Here is a 16105-nt window from a genome sequence, read left to right on the forward strand (position 1 = left end):
GCGTGACGCGTTCGTTGTATTACAGTCATTGTTTGTCGACATCACCTTCCATACCCGGACGTCTCCCATGTTCGTGACACAAATTACCGGCGCAGTTTCACAACTGCTTCCGAATGATCAATCGCTATTCCAATGCGTGATCGACCTCACAGTACCGCTGGAATTTCTCACGGCGATTCAGAGCGGCACGCTCGTCGCCGTTGAAAACGTTTACTCGGCGCCGAAAAAACAGCGCTACTCCATTTTGCAGATGATCGACGCCTTTCCGGTGGAGGAGGCGAAAAAACCGAAAGGCGGACTGACGCTTCGATGTACCGCCATGCCGCTTGGTCTCGAGCTTCTCGATCAGGGCGCAAAAAAAGCTCCGATCATCGAGGCCGCCGACACCTTCCCCACCGTGGGCGCCAACGCCGTCGTGCTCGACGATCAGACCACCACGAGCGTCATTCACCAGATCGCACCTGAAAGCCGCTCCGAAGAAAACGGCTCGCGCATCGACATAGGCACCTATGCCACGAATCCCACCGTGAAAGTCGGGCTCGACATGTCGACACTAGTGCGCGGCAATATCGCGGTGATCAGCGCCCGCCCGCGCGCGCGCACCACGATCACCACATCCCTGCTCAGCGCGCTGCTCAGCAAGGGCACGACACCGATTCACGTCGTGTACTGCGATGTGAACAATCAGGGCACCATGTCGCTGCTCCCGCTGCTTAACGGAATGGACCAGTCGTCGATCCTCTGCCTGAACGACAAGTTTGTGCCGCAGAGCGTGTACCTGTCGATGAAGAATCCGTCCGACCGTTCCGCGTACAAACGCGCCACGCTCGACTATCTCGACATGATGGTCCTTCCCTCCATGATCGAATCGCGCCGGCAGGATCTCAGCTTTGCGGTTTCGACGCTCTTCCGCGCCAACAAGATCGCGATCTACCGCCCGAACGAACAGACCATCGGTCAGTTCCTCAACGATATCCGCATCGACATTCTCGACGGCGTCGAGTCCGACGTGGAATCCTTCATCTCGGGTGTGATCAACGGCATCGTCGACTCCTATGGCAACGAACGCTTCGGCGAAAAGAACATGCGCGACATCCTCGAGATGATCGACGAGTTCAGTGCCGACACAAAGAGCCACGGAATCCGCCGCACACTCTATGATCTGCGCGCGGAGATTCAGGCGGCGAACGAGACCTATTCGAAGGATGTGCCGTCGAACGCCCGGAAGTCCATCCAGGACGTCGTCTCCGAACTCAACGACGACTCCCGTTCGAGCCTGCTCGTCGTGCAGGGGCAGAAGACCACCGACATCCTGCGGTTTATCGGCACGCTTGTGCAGACGCTCGTGGACGAACGTCTCAAGCGACTGAAAATCCGCGTCCCCGTGCTCTTCATCTTCAACAATGTCGACGAGTATGTGCCGCGCAACGGCGGCTCCTACCGCGAGTCGGGTGCGGATCGTTTTGTGGACCTTATGCAGGCATTGCTCGCAAACGGGCGTCGGCACGGACTCGGGTTCTGCCTCTCCCTCGAGAGTGCGGGATCGATCGACCGCGCGCTTGCGAGAAAGATTCATTCCTATTTTATCGGCCCCATCACGTTCACCGACGAGCCGCCTCTGGTCGCGCAGCTTCTGAACATGTCGACGGAATTGATACGCCCGGCTGTTGCGTACGAAGACGGGCACTTCCTCTATGCCAGTTCCGACTCGCCCTATCACCGCCGCGTCCCGCTGCCGGTCACCACGGTCAAAAACACCGTGACCCTGCACACGTATCTCGACTCGGTGCATGACGAGGCGGAGCGGCGCAAGCAGGAATACTATGCACAGGAAGAGGAACGCCAGCGCCGCCAGGCCCAGGAACGCGAGGAACGCCGCAAGCGCCAGGAGGAAGAAGCTGCTCGTAAGGCCCAGGCCGCTGCCGCACAGGCGCTGCTCGGCGAAACGGAAGCTCCCGCAGCCGAAGGCGGCGAAACACCTGCGCGCAAGGAACGCGACGACGACCGACGCGGCGACAAGAGAAACCGCGACAAACGCGGGAAAGACGGCGGACGGCCGCGCGGTCAGGAAACACCCGAGACTCCCGCCGAAACTGAAACATCCCCTGAAGCCGCAGCTCCCGCTGAAGCCGAATCGAAGGCCGATCGCGACCGCGGGGGACGGAACCGCGGCAAGGGCGGCAAGGACAACAGACGGAAGGACGACCGACGCGAGAAGGATGACCGACGCGAGAAGGACGACCGACGCGAGAAGGATGACCGCCGTGAGAAGGATGACCGCCATGAGAAGGATGACCGCCGTGAGAAGGCACCTGCCGAAACTCCCGCCGCAAAACATGCCGAGCCCTCCGCGACGAAACACACCGACACGACCGAGGACCGCATGGGTGAGCTGACGATTCAGACCACGCGCTACGGCGGCTACGATATGGACGTCTCGGACGACCGCTCCCGCGGAGTCGAGGTAACCGCAGGCGTGCCGGATGCGGAATCCGCAACGACCGACATTCCGGCAGCACCCGACGGATCCGCCCCCGAGGCGGGCCAGAAGGAACATGGCTCGGGCAAGAAACGCGGATCGCGCGGCAGTCGCGGCGGCCGCCGACGCTCGGGCGGAAAGAAACCGCAGCAATAATCAGACACACTCATCCGAATATATGCACCGCCTCCTTTTCAGGAGGCGGTGCGGCATTCCCCGCAACCAGTGAAGGAAAGGACGCGGCATGAAACTCGTCTCGTGGAACGTCAACGGCATCCGCGCCGTGGTCAAAAAAAACGTGTTCTTTGAATACCTCGAGGAACAGACGCCCGACGTGCTCTGCCTGCAGGAAACCAAGGCGCACGAAGACCAGCTCGACGAAACCCTCATCACCCCGCCGGGGTACTACACGTACTGGCACGCCGGCGAAAAGCGCGGGTACAGCGGCGTCGCAACCTTCACCAAAAAGAAGCCACAGCGCGTGCTGCGCGGCACCGAGATCCTGCCGCGCGATACCGAGGGGCGCATACTCGCGACGGACTATCCGGACTTCCGGCTTTACAACATCTATTTTCCAAACGGAGGACGGGGCGCCGAACGCCTCCGTTACAAGCTCGAATTCTACGACGAGATTCTCGAGCACTTCGAACGCGAACGCGCCGAGGGGAGGCCGCTGGTAATCTGCGGCGACGTGAATACCGCGCATCGCGAAATCGATCTCAAGAATCCGAAGGAAAACGAGAAGACGTCCGGATTCATGCCCATAGAGCGCGCCTGGCTCGACCGTCTCTTTTCGCTCGGCTACATCGACACGTTCCGGCATTTCCACCCCGACGAGGTGGACCAGTATTCCTGGTGGGACATGCGCACACGCGCGCGTGAACGCAACGCGGGCTGGCGCATCGATTACTTCATCACCACGCCCGATCTCGAGAAAAAACTCAAGAGCGCCTCGATCGAAGCCAATGTCGAGGGCTCCGACCACGCGCCCGTCGTGCTCGTCGTCAAAGCGTGATCAATCGTCCGCACGTTTCGACCGCGAGGGCCGGTTCGGCAACCGACCCTCGCGGCGAAGTGTTTCACGAAGCAGGTACTCGATCTGGGCGTTGACGCTGCGGATGTCGTCGTCGGCCCAGCGGCGCAGACCGTCGTAAATCTCCTTGTCGAGGCGGAGCAATATCTGCTTCTTCTCAGCCATCAATACACAGTGCCGGTGTTGATGATCGGTTGTGTCGCCTGTTCCGAAACCAGTGCGACGAGCAGGTTGTTGACCATCGTCGCCTTTTTCTCCTCATCGAGGGCAACGATGTTTTCGGAGCTGAGGCGGTGCAGCGCCATCTCGACCATGCCCACGGCGCCGTCCACGATTTTCTTCCTCGCGCTGATAACCGCCTGCGCCTGCTGGCGGCGCAGCATCGCCTGCGCTATTTCCGGCGCATAGGCGAGATGGCTGATGCGGGCCTCCATCACCTCGACACCCGCCTGCGAGAGCCGGACGTGCAGTTCCTTGCGCAGGGAATCCGCCACCTCGTCGGGATTGCCGCGCAGTGACACATCACCGGGCTGTTCGTCGCTGTCGTAGAAGTAGTGCATCGCCATAGTTCGAAGGGCGGTTTCGCTCTGTATCGCGACGAAGTTTTCGTACTTCTCCACATCAAACAGGGCCTTCGCCGAGTCCGTGACGCGCCACACAACAACGGCGGCGATTTCGATCGGATTACCCGCGGCGTCGTTCACTTTCAGGCGCTCGCTGTTGAAATTCCGCACGCGCAGTGACACGTGCTTTTTGATGGCGAAGGGATTGGCCCAGTGAAAGCCGTCGTCGCGTGCCGTGCCGATGTATTTGCCGAAGAACACCAGCACGCGCGCCTCGTTCGGCTGCACGATAAAAAATCCGGGCATGATGAACAATGCCGCCACCCACAGGATTATCGCGAGCGCCACCGACAGGAAAAGCACACTCACCACTCCCGCACCGATCAGCGCAATGAACAACACGACGAACAAAAAGCCGTTCATGCGAACTGCGGCGGTTTCAGTAGACTGTTTCATACAACTGACTCCAGATATGAAAGTGATATTACAATGATATCATACGCGGGAATACTACGCAAGTTTCATCCGTCGCGCAGGATGTGATTCCGGCAGAACATCCCGCGTGTACCGGACTGCGTCCTGTCTTCCCATTCCGTATCTTACCGGATTCACAGGACGATGATATGGAACGTTTCTACCTCATAGATGGCATGGCGATCGCGTACCGCGCGTATTTCGCCTTTATTTCCAGGCCTCTCATCAACTCGAAAGGCATGAACACCAGCGCCGTTTTCGGCTTCGTAAGCACGCTGGAAAAAATCCTCTCCGAGGAAAAACCCGATCACATCGTCGTCGCGTTCGATACGAAGGAGCCCACGTTTCGGCACGAACGCTATGTCGAGTACAAGGCCACGCGCGAGAAGATGCCCGACGACATGGTGGAGCAATTGCCCTTCCTCAAGCGCATCGTGGAGGGATACCGCATTCCTGTAATCGAGATGCCGGGCTGGGAGGCCGACGACATTATCGGCACACTCGCGAAGCGTGGCGAGCGTGAAGGCCTCGAATGTGTGCTGGTCACGCCCGACAAGGACTACATGCAGCTTGTCAGCGATACGACGCGCATTCTGCGGCCCGGTAAGACCTCGGACGTCTGGGAGAGCGTGGGCCTTGAGGGTGTACGCGAAAAGTTCGGTGTGCGCCCCGACCAGGTGATCGATGTGCTCGGATTGATCGGTGACGCTTCCGACAATATCCCCGGCGTCAAGGGCATCGGCGAAAAAACCGCCATACCGCTGATTCAGGAGTTCGGATCCATTCCCGCCTTGTACGAAAACATCGACGCCGTGCAGAAGGTGAGTGTGCGCACAAAGCTGCTCGAGCAGCGCGACATGGCCTATCTATCACGCGAGCTTGTGACCATCGACGTCGACGCGCCGGTGAATGTGGATCCCCACGAGTTGCGCGCGAAGCCGCGCAATGTCGCTTTGCTGCGTGAACTCTTCACCGAACTCGAGCTGAAGCGTTTTCTGCTCCGCCTCGACGACACTCCCGAAACCGGAACCGACTCGGAGCCCGCCCCCACTTCCGCGCTTCGCGCCGCATCCACGGTGCGGCACGAGTACGTCACCGTCGACAGTGCGCAGGCCCTGGCCGCAATGGTACACGAGCTTTCGCGCACGAGCGAATTCTGTTTCGACACCGAAACTACGGGTACGAACGCCCTGGCCTGCGACCTGGTGGGGATGTCGTTTTCGGCGATTCCCGGCAAGGCGTGGTATGTCCCGGCGAACACGGCACTTTCGAGTGCGGATATTGCCGCGGCAGTGGCTCCTCTTTTCGACGGCACGCGCACGGTGATCGGGCACAATCTCAAATTCGATTATCTCGTCCTCCATCGCGCGGGTGTGACGGCGGAGACACCCATATACGACACGATGATCGCCTCGTATATACTGAGTCCCGACGGCGAACACTCCATGGACGGCCTCGCGGAACGTATGCTGGGATACACGCCGATTCCGATCTCCGCCTTGATAGGATCCGGAAAAAATCAGAAGTCCATGGCCGACGTGCCGGTGGATGTGGTTGCGGAATACGCCGCCGAGGATGCGGACATCACACTGCAGCTCGCTCATGCGATGCGCCGCGACATCGCCGCGACAGGCCAGGAGAAGCTGCTCGAGGATATCGAATTCCCGCTGGTGTCGGTGTTGTGCGCGATGGAGGAAGCGGGCATCAAGATCGATACCGATGCCCTGGCCGACATCTCGAAAGAGATGGAGGGAATGATAGACGGCGCAACCACACGCATCCACACACACGCGGGCGAGGAGTTCAATATCGGATCGACAAAACAGCTCGGAGTGATTCTGTTCGACAAACTCGGACTGCCCGCGGGAAAAAAGACGCAGACCGGGTATTCGACCGACGTTTCGGTGCTCGAGTCGCTTCAGGGCAAACATCCCATCGTCGACGAGATACTGCTGTACCGCCAGCTTACCAAGCTCAAATCGACCTACGTCGACGCGCTCCCTAAAATGGTCAATCCGCGAACCGGCCGAGTGCACACGTCGTACAATCAGGCGGTCGCAGCCACAGGCCGGCTCAGCAGCACCGATCCGAATCTGCAGAACATCCCGATACGCACGGAGGCGGGACGCGAGATCCGCCGCGCTTTCATCGCGGAGGGCGACGACATGCTGCTTCTGTCGGCCGATTATTCACAGATCGAACTGCGGCTTGCGGCGGAGATATCGGGTGACGAGGGGATGTTGGCGGCGTTCGAAAGCGGTGCCGATATTCACAGCAGCACCGCGATGACATTGTTCAACGTTCCGCCCGAGGAGGTGACGGCCGAGATGCGGCGTGTCGCGAAGACGACCAACTTCGGCATCCTCTACGGCATCAGCGCCTTCGGCCTCGCGCAGCGGCTCGGCATACCAAACGCCGACGCAAAGGATCTCATCGACGTGTACTTTGAACGCTTCCCGAAAATCAACGAGTACATCGCGAGCACCATCGGATTCGCGCGCAAGAACGGGTATGTCGAAACGCTCATGGGGCGGCGGCGTTACCTCGCCGACATCAACAATAAAAACCGCAACGTCAGGATGTTCGCCGAACGGATGGCGATCAACGCTCCCATTCAGGGCACCGCCGCCGATATGATCAAGATCGCGATGATCAACATCCAGCGCGACATGAGAGCGAGAAAGCTGCGCTCGCGCATGCTGCTCCAGGTTCATGACGAACTGGTTTTCGAGGCCGCTCTCGAGGAACTCGAGGAACTGCAGTCGCTCGTTGCCGCGCGCATGAAGACGGCGATGATGCTTCGCGTTCCGATCGAGGTCGAAGCGGGCACCGGGCGGAACTGGCTGGAAGCGCACTAACGGCGCTGCCGGCGTGTGGTCAGCGCACTCGGCTTTTATCGATACCGGGGCGCGCTCGCGGCGGTGAGAATGGTGCGGATCAGCTCCGGTTTTCCGATGCCCTTGAGCGCCGAGAAACCGAGCAGCGTTGATCCGCACCCCAACTCGCGGATTGCGGCGAGCAACGTCCGTCCCTGTGTGGCGCGCTGCGATTGATTCAGCTTGTCGACTTTTGTGAGGACGATCTGCAGCGGCATTTGCTGCGCGACAAACCATGCAATCATGTCCGCATCCGAGGCCTGCAGCGGAAGGCGGGAATCGACGAGCTGCAGAACCAGTGCGATGGGCCTCGAGGCGTCGAAGTAGCTGCTGATCAGCGCGCTCCATGCGCTGCGCATCGAGGCGCTCACTTTTGCATACCCGTACCCGGGCAGATCGACAAAACGCATCGTGTTGTCGATGCGGAAGAAGTTGATCAACTGCGTCTTCCCGGGCGTTGCGCTTACCTTTGCGAGTCCGGCCTTCCCCGTGAGCGCGTTGAGCAGCGACGATTTGCCCACATTCGACCGTCCGACAAACACGATTTCAGGCACGTCGGAGACGGGAAACTGCGTGGCCTTCGCCGCGCTTGTTTCAAACACAGCCGTCATGGGGATACCCATCCGTACTCAACGTGCCACAACATCCGGTTACCTCGCATAAAAACAGGGCCGTGAGCAAGAAGCTCTACGGCCCTGTGGCATTCACTTTTTTCCAGTTATGATTTCGGCTCTTCGGCGGCAGCGTCGGCCTGCGGCTCCTCTGCTTCCGGAGCATCGGCGACCGGCGCTTCGTCGACAACCGGAACTTCCTCGACGGATGCCGCTGCTGCTGCGGGTGCTGCGGCGGCTGGGCCGTCTTTCTTCTTCTCGTCGACGACCTTGCGGCGTGCCTGTGCCTGCTTCGAACGCTCGACGCGCGCCTTGCGCTTCTTCGTGTCCTGCGCCTCGTTGTAGTCGACGAGTTCGATGATCGACATCGGTGATCCGTCACCGAGGCGGTTTCCGAGCGGGAGCACGCGGGTGTATCCGCCCGGGCGCTTGCCGACCTTCTCCGCGATTTCGGAGAAAAGGATCTTCACCGCGTCTTTGTCGCGAATGAACTGTGCAACAACGCGGCGCGCATGCACATTCACCTCGCCCGACTTCTTCTCCTCGAGAAACGCGTCGCGCGCGCGGGTGATGATGGGTTCAATGATGCGGCGCGTTTCCTTCGCCTTCGCCGTCGTGGTCGTGATCTTCTTGTGCTTGATCAAGGCCGTGGACAGGGCGGAGAGCAGCGCGCGGCGATGGCTTGCGGTGCGGTTGAGCTTACGGCCTTCTCTATTATGTCTCATGCGAACGACTCGTTGGACTTATGAAGCGGGTTCTTGAGGTGTATAGTCTTTCAGATATTTCTCGACGTCCATCCCGAAGGTGAGGCCATGCTGCTCGACGATTTCGTGCAGTTCCGAGAGCGACTTGCGGCCGAAGTTGCGGAACTTCAGCATTTCGGCCTCCTCGCGGCGGACGAGATCGGCAAGCGTCTTGATATTGGCGGCCTTCAGGCAGTTGTGCGAGCGCACCGAAAGTTCCAGTTCGTCGACCGTCGTGAGGAGGATCTTCCGCACGCGGGAAACTTCGTCGTCTTCCTGCTTGTCGGTATCCTGATCCTTCTTCGAGATGTCGAAGTTGATGAACATCTGCACGTGATCGAGCAGGATCTGCGCCGCCTGGGAAAGCGCGTCCTCGGGTGTGATCGATCCGTCGGTAGAAATTTCAAGCGTGAGCTTGTCGTAATCCGTGCTGCCCCCGACGCGTGTCGGTTCGATCACGTAGCGCACATTCTTGATCGGTGTGAAAATCGCATCCACCGGAATGATGCCGATGGTGTGGTCGGGCAGCTTGTTCTCGTCTGCGGGAACATAGCCGCGGCCCCGGCCGATGCGAATTTCAAAGTCGAATTTTGCCTCGCTCCCGAGTGTGCAGATATACTGCTCGGGGTTGAGGATCTCGAACTCCGGCGATGCCGCCTGAATGTCGGCCGCAGTAAACGTGTGCGGGCCGCGGAGCGAGATGGTGATTTTGTTGGCCTTCGGATTGATCGGCTTGAGACGGATTTCCTTCAGGTTCAACACGATCTCGGTGACATCTTCCACGACTCCGTGAATCGTGGAAAACTCGTGCATGACGCCGTCAATCCGGACGGCGACAATCGCCGACCCGGTCAACGATGAAAGAAGAACCCTGCGGAACGAATTCCCGATCGTTACACCGTAGCCCTTCTCGAGGGGCTGGATGACGAAACGTCCGAACGTGGTGGAGTAACTCGCGTCGTCCAGGACGATGCCGTCCGGCATCTGAATCGTGGTCATGGTCATTGGTGGATGAATCTCCTGGTGGGTTCTGCGTGATTCGACATTCTCACCCGCGTGCGCGGTCGACGCCGGTTACTTCGAGTACAATTCGACGATGAGCTGCTCGTTGGCCTGCAGCGGAATGTCGGCGCGTTCCGGAACGTTCAGGAACGTGCCGCTCAGGTTGGCTTTGTCGAGACTCAACCACGGGAGCATCTGCGTGTCGCGCACGCGCTTCATGGAGTCGTGAATCATCTCCATGCTCTTGCTGCTCGCGACAACCTGGATCACATCGCCCGGGGAAAGCAGGAACGACGGGATATTGACCGAACGCGAATTCACAACAAAATGGCGGTGAAGGATGAGCTGGCGCGCCGACTTGCGCGACGGTGCAAGGCCGAGGCGATAGACGGTATTGTCGAGCCGCCGTTCAAGCATTTTGACGAGGTTGGAACCCGTCATGCCTTTCTGGCGCGACGCCTTCTCGAAATACAGACGGAACTGTCGCTCATTCAGCCCGTACGTTTTCCGCACTTTCTGCTTTTCGCGCAACTGAACTCCGTATTCGGAGATCTTGGTGCGCCGCGACTGTCCGTGCTGTCCCGGAGGATAATTACGCTTCTCCAGCGGACATTTTGCGGACAGGCACTTCGTGCCCTTTAAAAACAGCTTCTGCCGTTCACGGCGGCACAGCTTGCAACTCGCGTCATGGTATCGTGCCATGCAGTCTCTACTCCTAGATCTTCAGATGTTACACTCTTCTGCGCTTCGGCGGGCGGCAGCCGTTATGCGGTATCGGCGTGACGTCGCGGATCGCCATGATTTCCAGACCCGAGGTCTGAAGTGAACGGATCGCCGCTTCACGGCCGGATCCCGGCCCCTTCACGAACACTTCCACCTTCCGCAATCCGAGGTCGTAGGCCTCTTTTGCGGCGGCTTCGGCCGACACCTGCGCTGCGAACGGCGTGTTCTTGCGCGAGCCCTTGAATCCCTGTTTCCCTGCGGAGGACCAGGAAATCGTATTGCCATACACATCGGTCAGCGTGACAAGCACGTTGTTGAACGTCGCCTTGATATACACGCGGCCGGTGGTATCGACCTGGATTTTCTTTTTTGTTTTACGTACAGATTTAGCCACGACAGCTCCTGTTGGTATCCTTCATTGCGTCTATGATCCGTTCTTCGCGGCGCGGGACTACTTCTTCGCCGCGGCTTTCTTCTTGCCGGCGACCGTCTTCCTGCGGCCCTTGCGCGTGCGGGAATTCGTGCGCGTCCGCTGTCCGCGAACGGGCAGACCACGGCGATGGCGCAATCCGCGATAACAACCGATGTCCATCAAACGCTTGATGTTCATCTGCTGCTCGCTGCGCGCTGCGCCCTCCACCTTCATCGCGGTGATGATGTTTCGGATGGCGCTCACTTCATCGTCGGTGAGAGAGTCCACCTTCTTGTCGAGAGGAACCTTCACCTCAGTGAGAATCTTCTCCGCTGTCGACCGCCCGATGCCATAGATGTAGGTCAAGCCGATTACGGCATGTTTGTTCTTCGGTAAGTCGACTCCTGCAATACGTGCCACGCGTCACTCCTTCTAGAATCTCGGTAAACGGATTATCCTTGCCGTTGCTTGTGTTTGGGGTTTTCGCAAATCACGCGCACGACACCCTGCCGGCGGATGATTTTGCATTTGTCGCAGATTTTGCGGACGGAGGAACGAACTTTCATAACGTCTCCAGCTGCTTCCTATTTGTACCTGTACGTGATTCTGCCTTTGGATAAATCGTACGGCGATAGTTCCACCGTCACTTTGTCGCCCTGAAGGATGCGGATGAAATTCATGCGCATCTTGCCCGACACATGCGCGAGCACTTCATGCCCGTTGTCGAGCCGCACCTTGAACATGGCGTTCGGGAGCGTGTCGATGATGACGCCGTCGACGGTGATGTGTCCCTGCTTAGCCATTGTCTCTCGTAAAATGATCCGTGAGCGTCACCGCACCGTTGTCGGTGATGAGCACGGTATGTTCGAAATGCGCCGAGGCGGAGGCATCACGTGTGAGCACCGTCCATCCGTTCGACGCGATCCGCACCTGATAGCCGCCGTAATTCACCATCGGTTCGATGGCCAGCGTCATGCCGGGCTGCAATTCGGGTCCGGTTCCCGCGCGGCCGAAATTCGGCACGGGCGGATCTTCGTGAAGATTCTTGCCTATGCCGTGGCCCACGAGGTCGCGCACCACCGAGAACCCGTTCTCCTCGACATGCGCCTGTACCGCCGCCGAAACGTCGCCGAGACGCTTGCCCGGGGCCGCGCATTCAATGCCGCGGAACAGCGACTCGCGTGTCACCGCAAGCAGGCGCTCCTTCTCGGGCGTGCCCTTGCCGACGATCACGGTCATGGCGCCATCGCCGTACCAGCCGTTCTTCTCCACGCCCACATCGATCGAAACCATCTCGCCGTCCTGAATCACGCGCTCCCCGGGGATTCCATGCACGACTTCATCATCGATTGAGACGCACAGAGTGGACGGGAAAGCGGAGACCGAACGGGACGGCGCGGGATACCCCTTGAATGCCGGACGCCCGCCATTTGCGCGGATAAAGTCCTCGGCCATCGCATCCAGATCCGACAAACGCGCGCCCGCCTTGCAAAGCGGGGCAAGGAGGCGGTGCACATCCGAGACGATGCGGCAGCTCTCGCGCATGAGGTCGATTTCTTTCTGGTTCTTGCGATGAATCATGTGGATGTAGTAACCGGATAGCTCAGCTTCTTCCGAGTCGGCCGCGAATCTTGCCGCTCTTCATGAAGCCGTCGTAATGCCGCATCAGAAGATGCGATTCAATTTGCTGGAGTGTGTCGAGGGCAACACCTACGACGATCAGCAGACTGGTGCCGCCGAAGAAATGCGCGAATTCGGGTGTCACGTTCAGACGGATCATGAACGAGGGAAGCACCGCGATAAGGGCGAGGAATACGGATCCGGGAAGTGTGATCTTCGTCAGAATGTTCTCGATGTAATCGCGCGTGTGACCGCCCGGACGAATGCCGGGAATAAATCCACCCTGCTTCTTCATGTTGTCGCTCACATCCTGAGGATTGAACGAGATGGCGGTGTAGAAGTAGGTGAAGAACACGATCATCGTCGCGTAGAGCACGACATACAGCACGGAGTCGATCTGGAACCAGATCGCGATCGTCTGCATGAACTCACTCTCGGGGAAGAACATCGTGATCGTTTCGGGGATGAACATGATGGACTGCGCGAAGATGATAGGCATGACGCCTGCGGTGTTGACACGCAGGGGAATGTACTGGGTCACACCACCGTACACCTTTCGTCCGACAACACGTTTCGCGTATTGCACGGGGATGCGCCGCGTGCCCTGGGTCACCATGATCACACCCGCGGTGATAAACACCATCGCGATGATGATGATGATCTCGATGATGATGTTCTCGCCGCGTGCAAATTCGGCGATGGTCGCATGCGGGAGACGCGCGACGATGCCGATAAAAATGATGAGTGAGATACCGTTGCCGATACCCCGGTCGGTGATCTGCTCTCCTATCCACATAAGGAACATCGTTGCGGCCGCAAGCACGATCATGGTGGAGATCGCGAAGAAGATGCCCTGCACTTCAGGCGGGACAATGGGCATGCCGTTGTTCGGAAGGGTCATATTCTGAAGGCGCACGTTGACGCCCCAGCCCTGCAGCGCCGCGATGACGATGGTGCCATACCGCGTGTACTGGGTGATCTTTTTCCTGCCCTCTTCGCCGCCCTCTTTCTGCAGCTTCTGGAAATACGGCACCACGGCGCCGAGAAGCTGGATGATGATCGAGGCGGTGATGTACGGCATGATGCCGAGCGAGAAGATGGCAGCGTTCTTGAACGCGCCGCCCACAAAGAGGTCGAAGAGTCCGAAGAGGCCGCCGCCCTGGCCCTGCTGCGATTCGATGAGACTCGCGAGCGCCGAGGCGTTGACGCCCGGGAGGGTGACATGCGCGCCGAAGCGCACAATGATAAGCAGGGCGATGGTGAACAGGATCCGCTGACGCAGTTCCTGTATCTTGAACATGTTCCGAAATGTTTCCGCAAATCCAGCCATGGGAATTCCGCGATTACGCTGTGACTACGGTGGCGCTTCCGCCGGCCGCTTCAATCTTCTCTTTCGCCGATGCGCTGAATGCATGCGCCGTTACGGTGAGCTTGCTGGCCAGATCGCCGTTACCGAGGATCTTGACAAGCGAACGCCTGGTCGACACGATGCCGAGCGAATAGAGAAGTTCCGGTGTTATGATACCGTCCGCGATCTTGCCGTCCGCGTGCAGTTTCTCGAGCCGTGACACGTTCACGGGCACGTATTCCTGACGGTTGGGATTCGTGAAGCCGAACTTCGGGAGCCGGCGATGCAAAGGCATCTGGCCGCCTTCGAAGCCGAGCTTGCGCTTGTAACCCGCACGCGACTGGGCGCCCTTGTGGCCCTTGGTCGACGTTCCGCCGCGACCGCTGCCTTGACCGCGGCCGATGCGCTTCTTCTTTTTACGGGAGCCGTCGGCGTAGTGGAGATTTCCGAGATGATTCATGATCGATGATATCCTGCTAGCGTGGTATCCAGTCTTATTCCGGCAGTTCCTCAACCGTCACGAGATGCGCGACGGTGCGGATCATTCCGCGGATCTGGGGGGAGTCGTTATGCACAACCGAGTAGTTCGGTCGGCCGAGTCCAAGCGCCTTGATCGTCCGCTTCTGATTTTCGAGGCGGTCGATGATGCTTTTGGTCTGTGTAATTTTCAGCTTGGCCATGTTGTCACCTTATGCGGTTTTGGGCGCCTGCTGAAACACCTGCGTGATGCCCGTGCCGCGGCGGTGCGCCATAGTGCGCGAATCGACGAGGTTCAACAGCGCGGCCATCGTCGCTTTCACGACGTTGTGCGGATTCGAGCTGCCGAGCGATTTCGTCAGGATGTCCTGAATGCCGGCGGATTCGAGCACGGCCCGGACGCCGCCGCCCGCGATCAGACCCGTTCCGGGTGTCGCCGGTTTGAGGATGACTTTGCCTGCGCCGTATTTCCCGGTGACCATGTGGGGGATGGTCCCGCGGATGACAGGCACTTTCATCACGTTCTTGCGCGCATCCTCGACGCCTTTCGAGATGGCGTCGGTTACTTCGTTCGCCTTGCCGAGACCGATGCCGACGTGACCGTTCTGGTCTCCGACCACGACGATGGCGTTGAAGCTGAAGCGGCGACCGCCCTTCACGACCTTTGCGACGCGCTTGATCTGCACGAGCTTTTCTTTCAGTTCGAGCTCGCTTGCCCTGACTTTACTCAACGATCACTCCTTGGGATTTGTGTCAGCGTTTCCGTTAAAACTTGAGGCCGCCTTCGCGCGCCCCGTCAGCCACCGCCTTGACGCGGCCGTGGTACAGGTACCCGTTGCGATCGAACACGATTGTGGAAACGTTCTTCGCCAGTGCTTCCTGCGCAAGAGCCATGCCCACCGCTTTTGCCGCGGCCGCCTTGCCCTTGAGTTCCTTGAGCTGTGCGCGCACCATTTCGCTGTGCGTCGAAACCGTGAGCAGAGTCCTGCCGGCGGTATCGTCGATCAACTGTGCGTACATGTGCTTGAGACTGCGATAGACAGACAGACGCGGACACTCGGGCGTGCCGACGACTTTCTTCCGAATCCGCACGCGGCGCTTGTCCCTGGTGGACACCCGTTTCTTGATTGACTTTCTGATCATACGTTCCTCTTTGCGTGGCTTCTCCGATACGGGGTTTACGACTTGGCCGTCTTGCCTGCCTTGCGGCGGATATGCTCGCCTTCATACTTCACACCCTTCCCCTTGTAGGGTTCGGGCGGACGGAAGGAGCGGATCTTCGCCGCAACAGCGCCGACGAGCTGCTTGTCGATCCCTTCGATCGAGATGCTTGTTGGAGCAGGCACTGCGACCGCGATTCCCTTCGGAGGGATAAAGACTATCTGGTGCGAGAACCCGAGAGACAGGAACAGGCGATCACTTTTCATTTCGGCGCGGTAACCGACGCCGACGAGTTCGAGATTGCGCTTGAAGCCCTGCGTCACACCGGTGACCATATTCTGGATCACGGCGCGGGTTGCTCCGTGCAGAGACCGGTGTTCCTTCACGTCACTCGGGCGAGTGACTGTGACGGCTTCGGGCTGCACGTCGACAATGATGTCGGGATGAATGTCGAAGGTGAGTTCGCCTTTGGGCCCCTTCACCGTGATGACGGCGTCGGAGCGGGTGATCTTCACGCCCGATGGGATGGTTACTGGGTTTTTACCAACTCGTGACACGCTCGTACTCCTCTGAACGCTGAATG

20 protein-coding genes are annotated in these 16105 nt (G+C 59.1%); 3 read left to right on the forward strand and 17 right to left on the reverse strand.

Features of this window, described 5'->3' with window-relative positions:
• Positions 1–67: 67 nt before the first annotated feature.
• Entirely contained in the window at positions 68–2635 is a 2568-nt protein-coding gene (locus tag HY962_17305; protein ID MBI5648693.1) for a hypothetical protein, read from the forward strand.
• An 88-nt stretch (positions 2636–2723) separates the two neighbouring features.
• Positions 2724–3494, forward strand: coding sequence for an exodeoxyribonuclease III (gene xth / locus HY962_17310; GenBank protein MBI5648694.1), 771 nt, complete (start codon positions 2724–2726; stop codon positions 3492–3494).
• Here xth and HY962_17315 read toward each other — a convergent pair whose 3' ends face one another.
• Together HY962_17315 and HY962_17320 are read right to left on the reverse strand one after the other, a co-directional pair.
• Positions 3495–3677 (reverse strand): Arc family DNA-binding protein, encoded by a 183-nt coding sequence (locus HY962_17315; protein MBI5648695.1) that lies wholly within the window; start codon positions 3675–3677, stop codon positions 3495–3497.
• Positions 3677–4531, reverse strand: coding sequence for an SPFH domain-containing protein (locus HY962_17320; GenBank protein ID MBI5648696.1), 855 nt, complete (start codon positions 4529–4531; stop codon positions 3677–3679). The genes HY962_17315 and HY962_17320 overlap by 1 nt, the downstream gene beginning before the upstream one ends.
• A gap of 167 nt (positions 4532–4698) precedes the next feature.
• On the opposite strand from HY962_17320, the gene polA reads away from it, so the two are divergent.
• Positions 4699–7407, forward strand: coding sequence for a DNA polymerase I (gene polA / locus HY962_17325; protein ID MBI5648697.1), 2709 nt, complete (start codon positions 4699–4701; stop codon positions 7405–7407).
• A gap of 35 nt (positions 7408–7442) precedes the next feature.
• On the opposite strand, the gene HY962_17330 is transcribed toward polA, so the two are convergent.
• The 15 genes from HY962_17330 to rplF form a co-directional block, all read right to left on the reverse strand.
• Positions 7443–8036 carry a YihA family ribosome biogenesis GTP-binding protein gene (locus HY962_17330; GenBank protein MBI5648698.1) on the reverse strand — a complete coding sequence of 198 codons (594 nt, stop codon included), beginning with the start codon at positions 8034–8036 and terminating at the stop codon, positions 7443–7445.
• A 107-nt stretch (positions 8037–8143) separates the two neighbouring features.
• Positions 8144–8761, reverse strand: coding sequence for a 50S ribosomal protein L17 (gene rplQ / locus HY962_17335; protein ID MBI5648699.1), 618 nt, complete (start codon positions 8759–8761; stop codon positions 8144–8146).
• Positions 8762–8779: 18 nt separating this feature from the next.
• Positions 8780–9784, reverse strand: a complete 1005-nt coding sequence (locus HY962_17340; GenBank protein ID MBI5648700.1) for a DNA-directed RNA polymerase subunit alpha — start codon at positions 9782–9784, stop codon at positions 8780–8782.
• A gap of 69 nt (positions 9785–9853) precedes the next feature.
• Positions 9854–10483, reverse strand: a complete 630-nt coding sequence (gene rpsD / locus HY962_17345) for a 30S ribosomal protein S4 (GenBank protein ID MBI5648701.1) — start codon at positions 10481–10483, stop codon at positions 9854–9856.
• Positions 10484–10511: 28 nt separating this feature from the next.
• A complete protein-coding gene (gene rpsK / locus HY962_17350) occupies positions 10512–10898 on the reverse strand; it encodes a 30S ribosomal protein S11 (protein MBI5648702.1) in 387 nt (128 codons plus the stop codon).
• Between the two features lie 57 nt (positions 10899–10955).
• Positions 10956–11336: a 30S ribosomal protein S13 gene (gene rpsM, locus HY962_17355; protein ID MBI5648703.1), complete on the reverse strand. Its 381-nt coding sequence runs from the start codon at positions 11334–11336 to the stop codon at positions 10956–10958.
• A 32-nt stretch (positions 11337–11368) separates the two neighbouring features.
• Positions 11369–11482, reverse strand: a complete 114-nt coding sequence (gene rpmJ / locus HY962_17360) for a 50S ribosomal protein L36 (GenBank protein MBI5648704.1) — start codon at positions 11480–11482, stop codon at positions 11369–11371.
• Between the two features lie 18 nt (positions 11483–11500).
• Entirely contained in the window at positions 11501–11719 is a 219-nt protein-coding gene (infA, locus tag HY962_17365) for a translation initiation factor IF-1 (GenBank protein MBI5648705.1), read from the reverse strand.
• A complete protein-coding gene (map, locus tag HY962_17370) occupies positions 11712–12497 on the reverse strand; it encodes a type I methionyl aminopeptidase (protein MBI5648706.1) in 786 nt (261 codons plus the stop codon). Before map ends, infA begins: the two co-directional genes overlap by 8 nt.
• Before the next feature lie 22 nt (positions 12498–12519).
• A complete protein-coding gene (gene secY, locus HY962_17375) occupies positions 12520–13866 on the reverse strand; it encodes a preprotein translocase subunit SecY (protein ID MBI5648707.1) in 1347 nt (448 codons plus the stop codon).
• Positions 13867–13879: 13 nt separating this feature from the next.
• The gene (gene rplO, locus HY962_17380) at positions 13880–14344 is read right to left on the reverse strand and encodes a 50S ribosomal protein L15 (protein MBI5648708.1); all 465 of its coding nucleotides are present in this window, start codon (positions 14342–14344) and stop codon (positions 13880–13882) included.
• Between the two features lie 34 nt (positions 14345–14378).
• Positions 14379–14564 carry a 50S ribosomal protein L30 gene (rpmD, locus tag HY962_17385; GenBank protein ID MBI5648709.1) on the reverse strand — a complete coding sequence of 62 codons (186 nt, stop codon included), beginning with the start codon at positions 14562–14564 and terminating at the stop codon, positions 14379–14381.
• Positions 14565–14573: 9 nt separating this feature from the next.
• Positions 14574–15092: a 30S ribosomal protein S5 gene (rpsE, locus tag HY962_17390; GenBank protein MBI5648710.1), complete on the reverse strand. Its 519-nt coding sequence runs from the start codon at positions 15090–15092 to the stop codon at positions 14574–14576.
• Positions 15093–15126: 34 nt separating this feature from the next.
• Positions 15127–15504, reverse strand: a complete 378-nt coding sequence (locus tag HY962_17395; GenBank protein MBI5648711.1) for a 50S ribosomal protein L18 — start codon at positions 15502–15504, stop codon at positions 15127–15129.
• 35 nt (positions 15505–15539) lie between these two features.
• On the reverse strand, positions 15540–16079 hold the full coding sequence (gene rplF / locus HY962_17400) for a 50S ribosomal protein L6 (protein ID MBI5648712.1): 540 nt from the start codon (positions 16077–16079) through the stop codon (positions 15540–15542).
• Positions 16080–16105 lie beyond the last annotated feature (26 nt).

The organism is Ignavibacteriota bacterium, from assembly GCA_016218045.1.
Taxonomy (GTDB): Bacteria; Bacteroidota; Ignavibacteria; order SZUA-365; family SZUA-365; genus JACRFB01.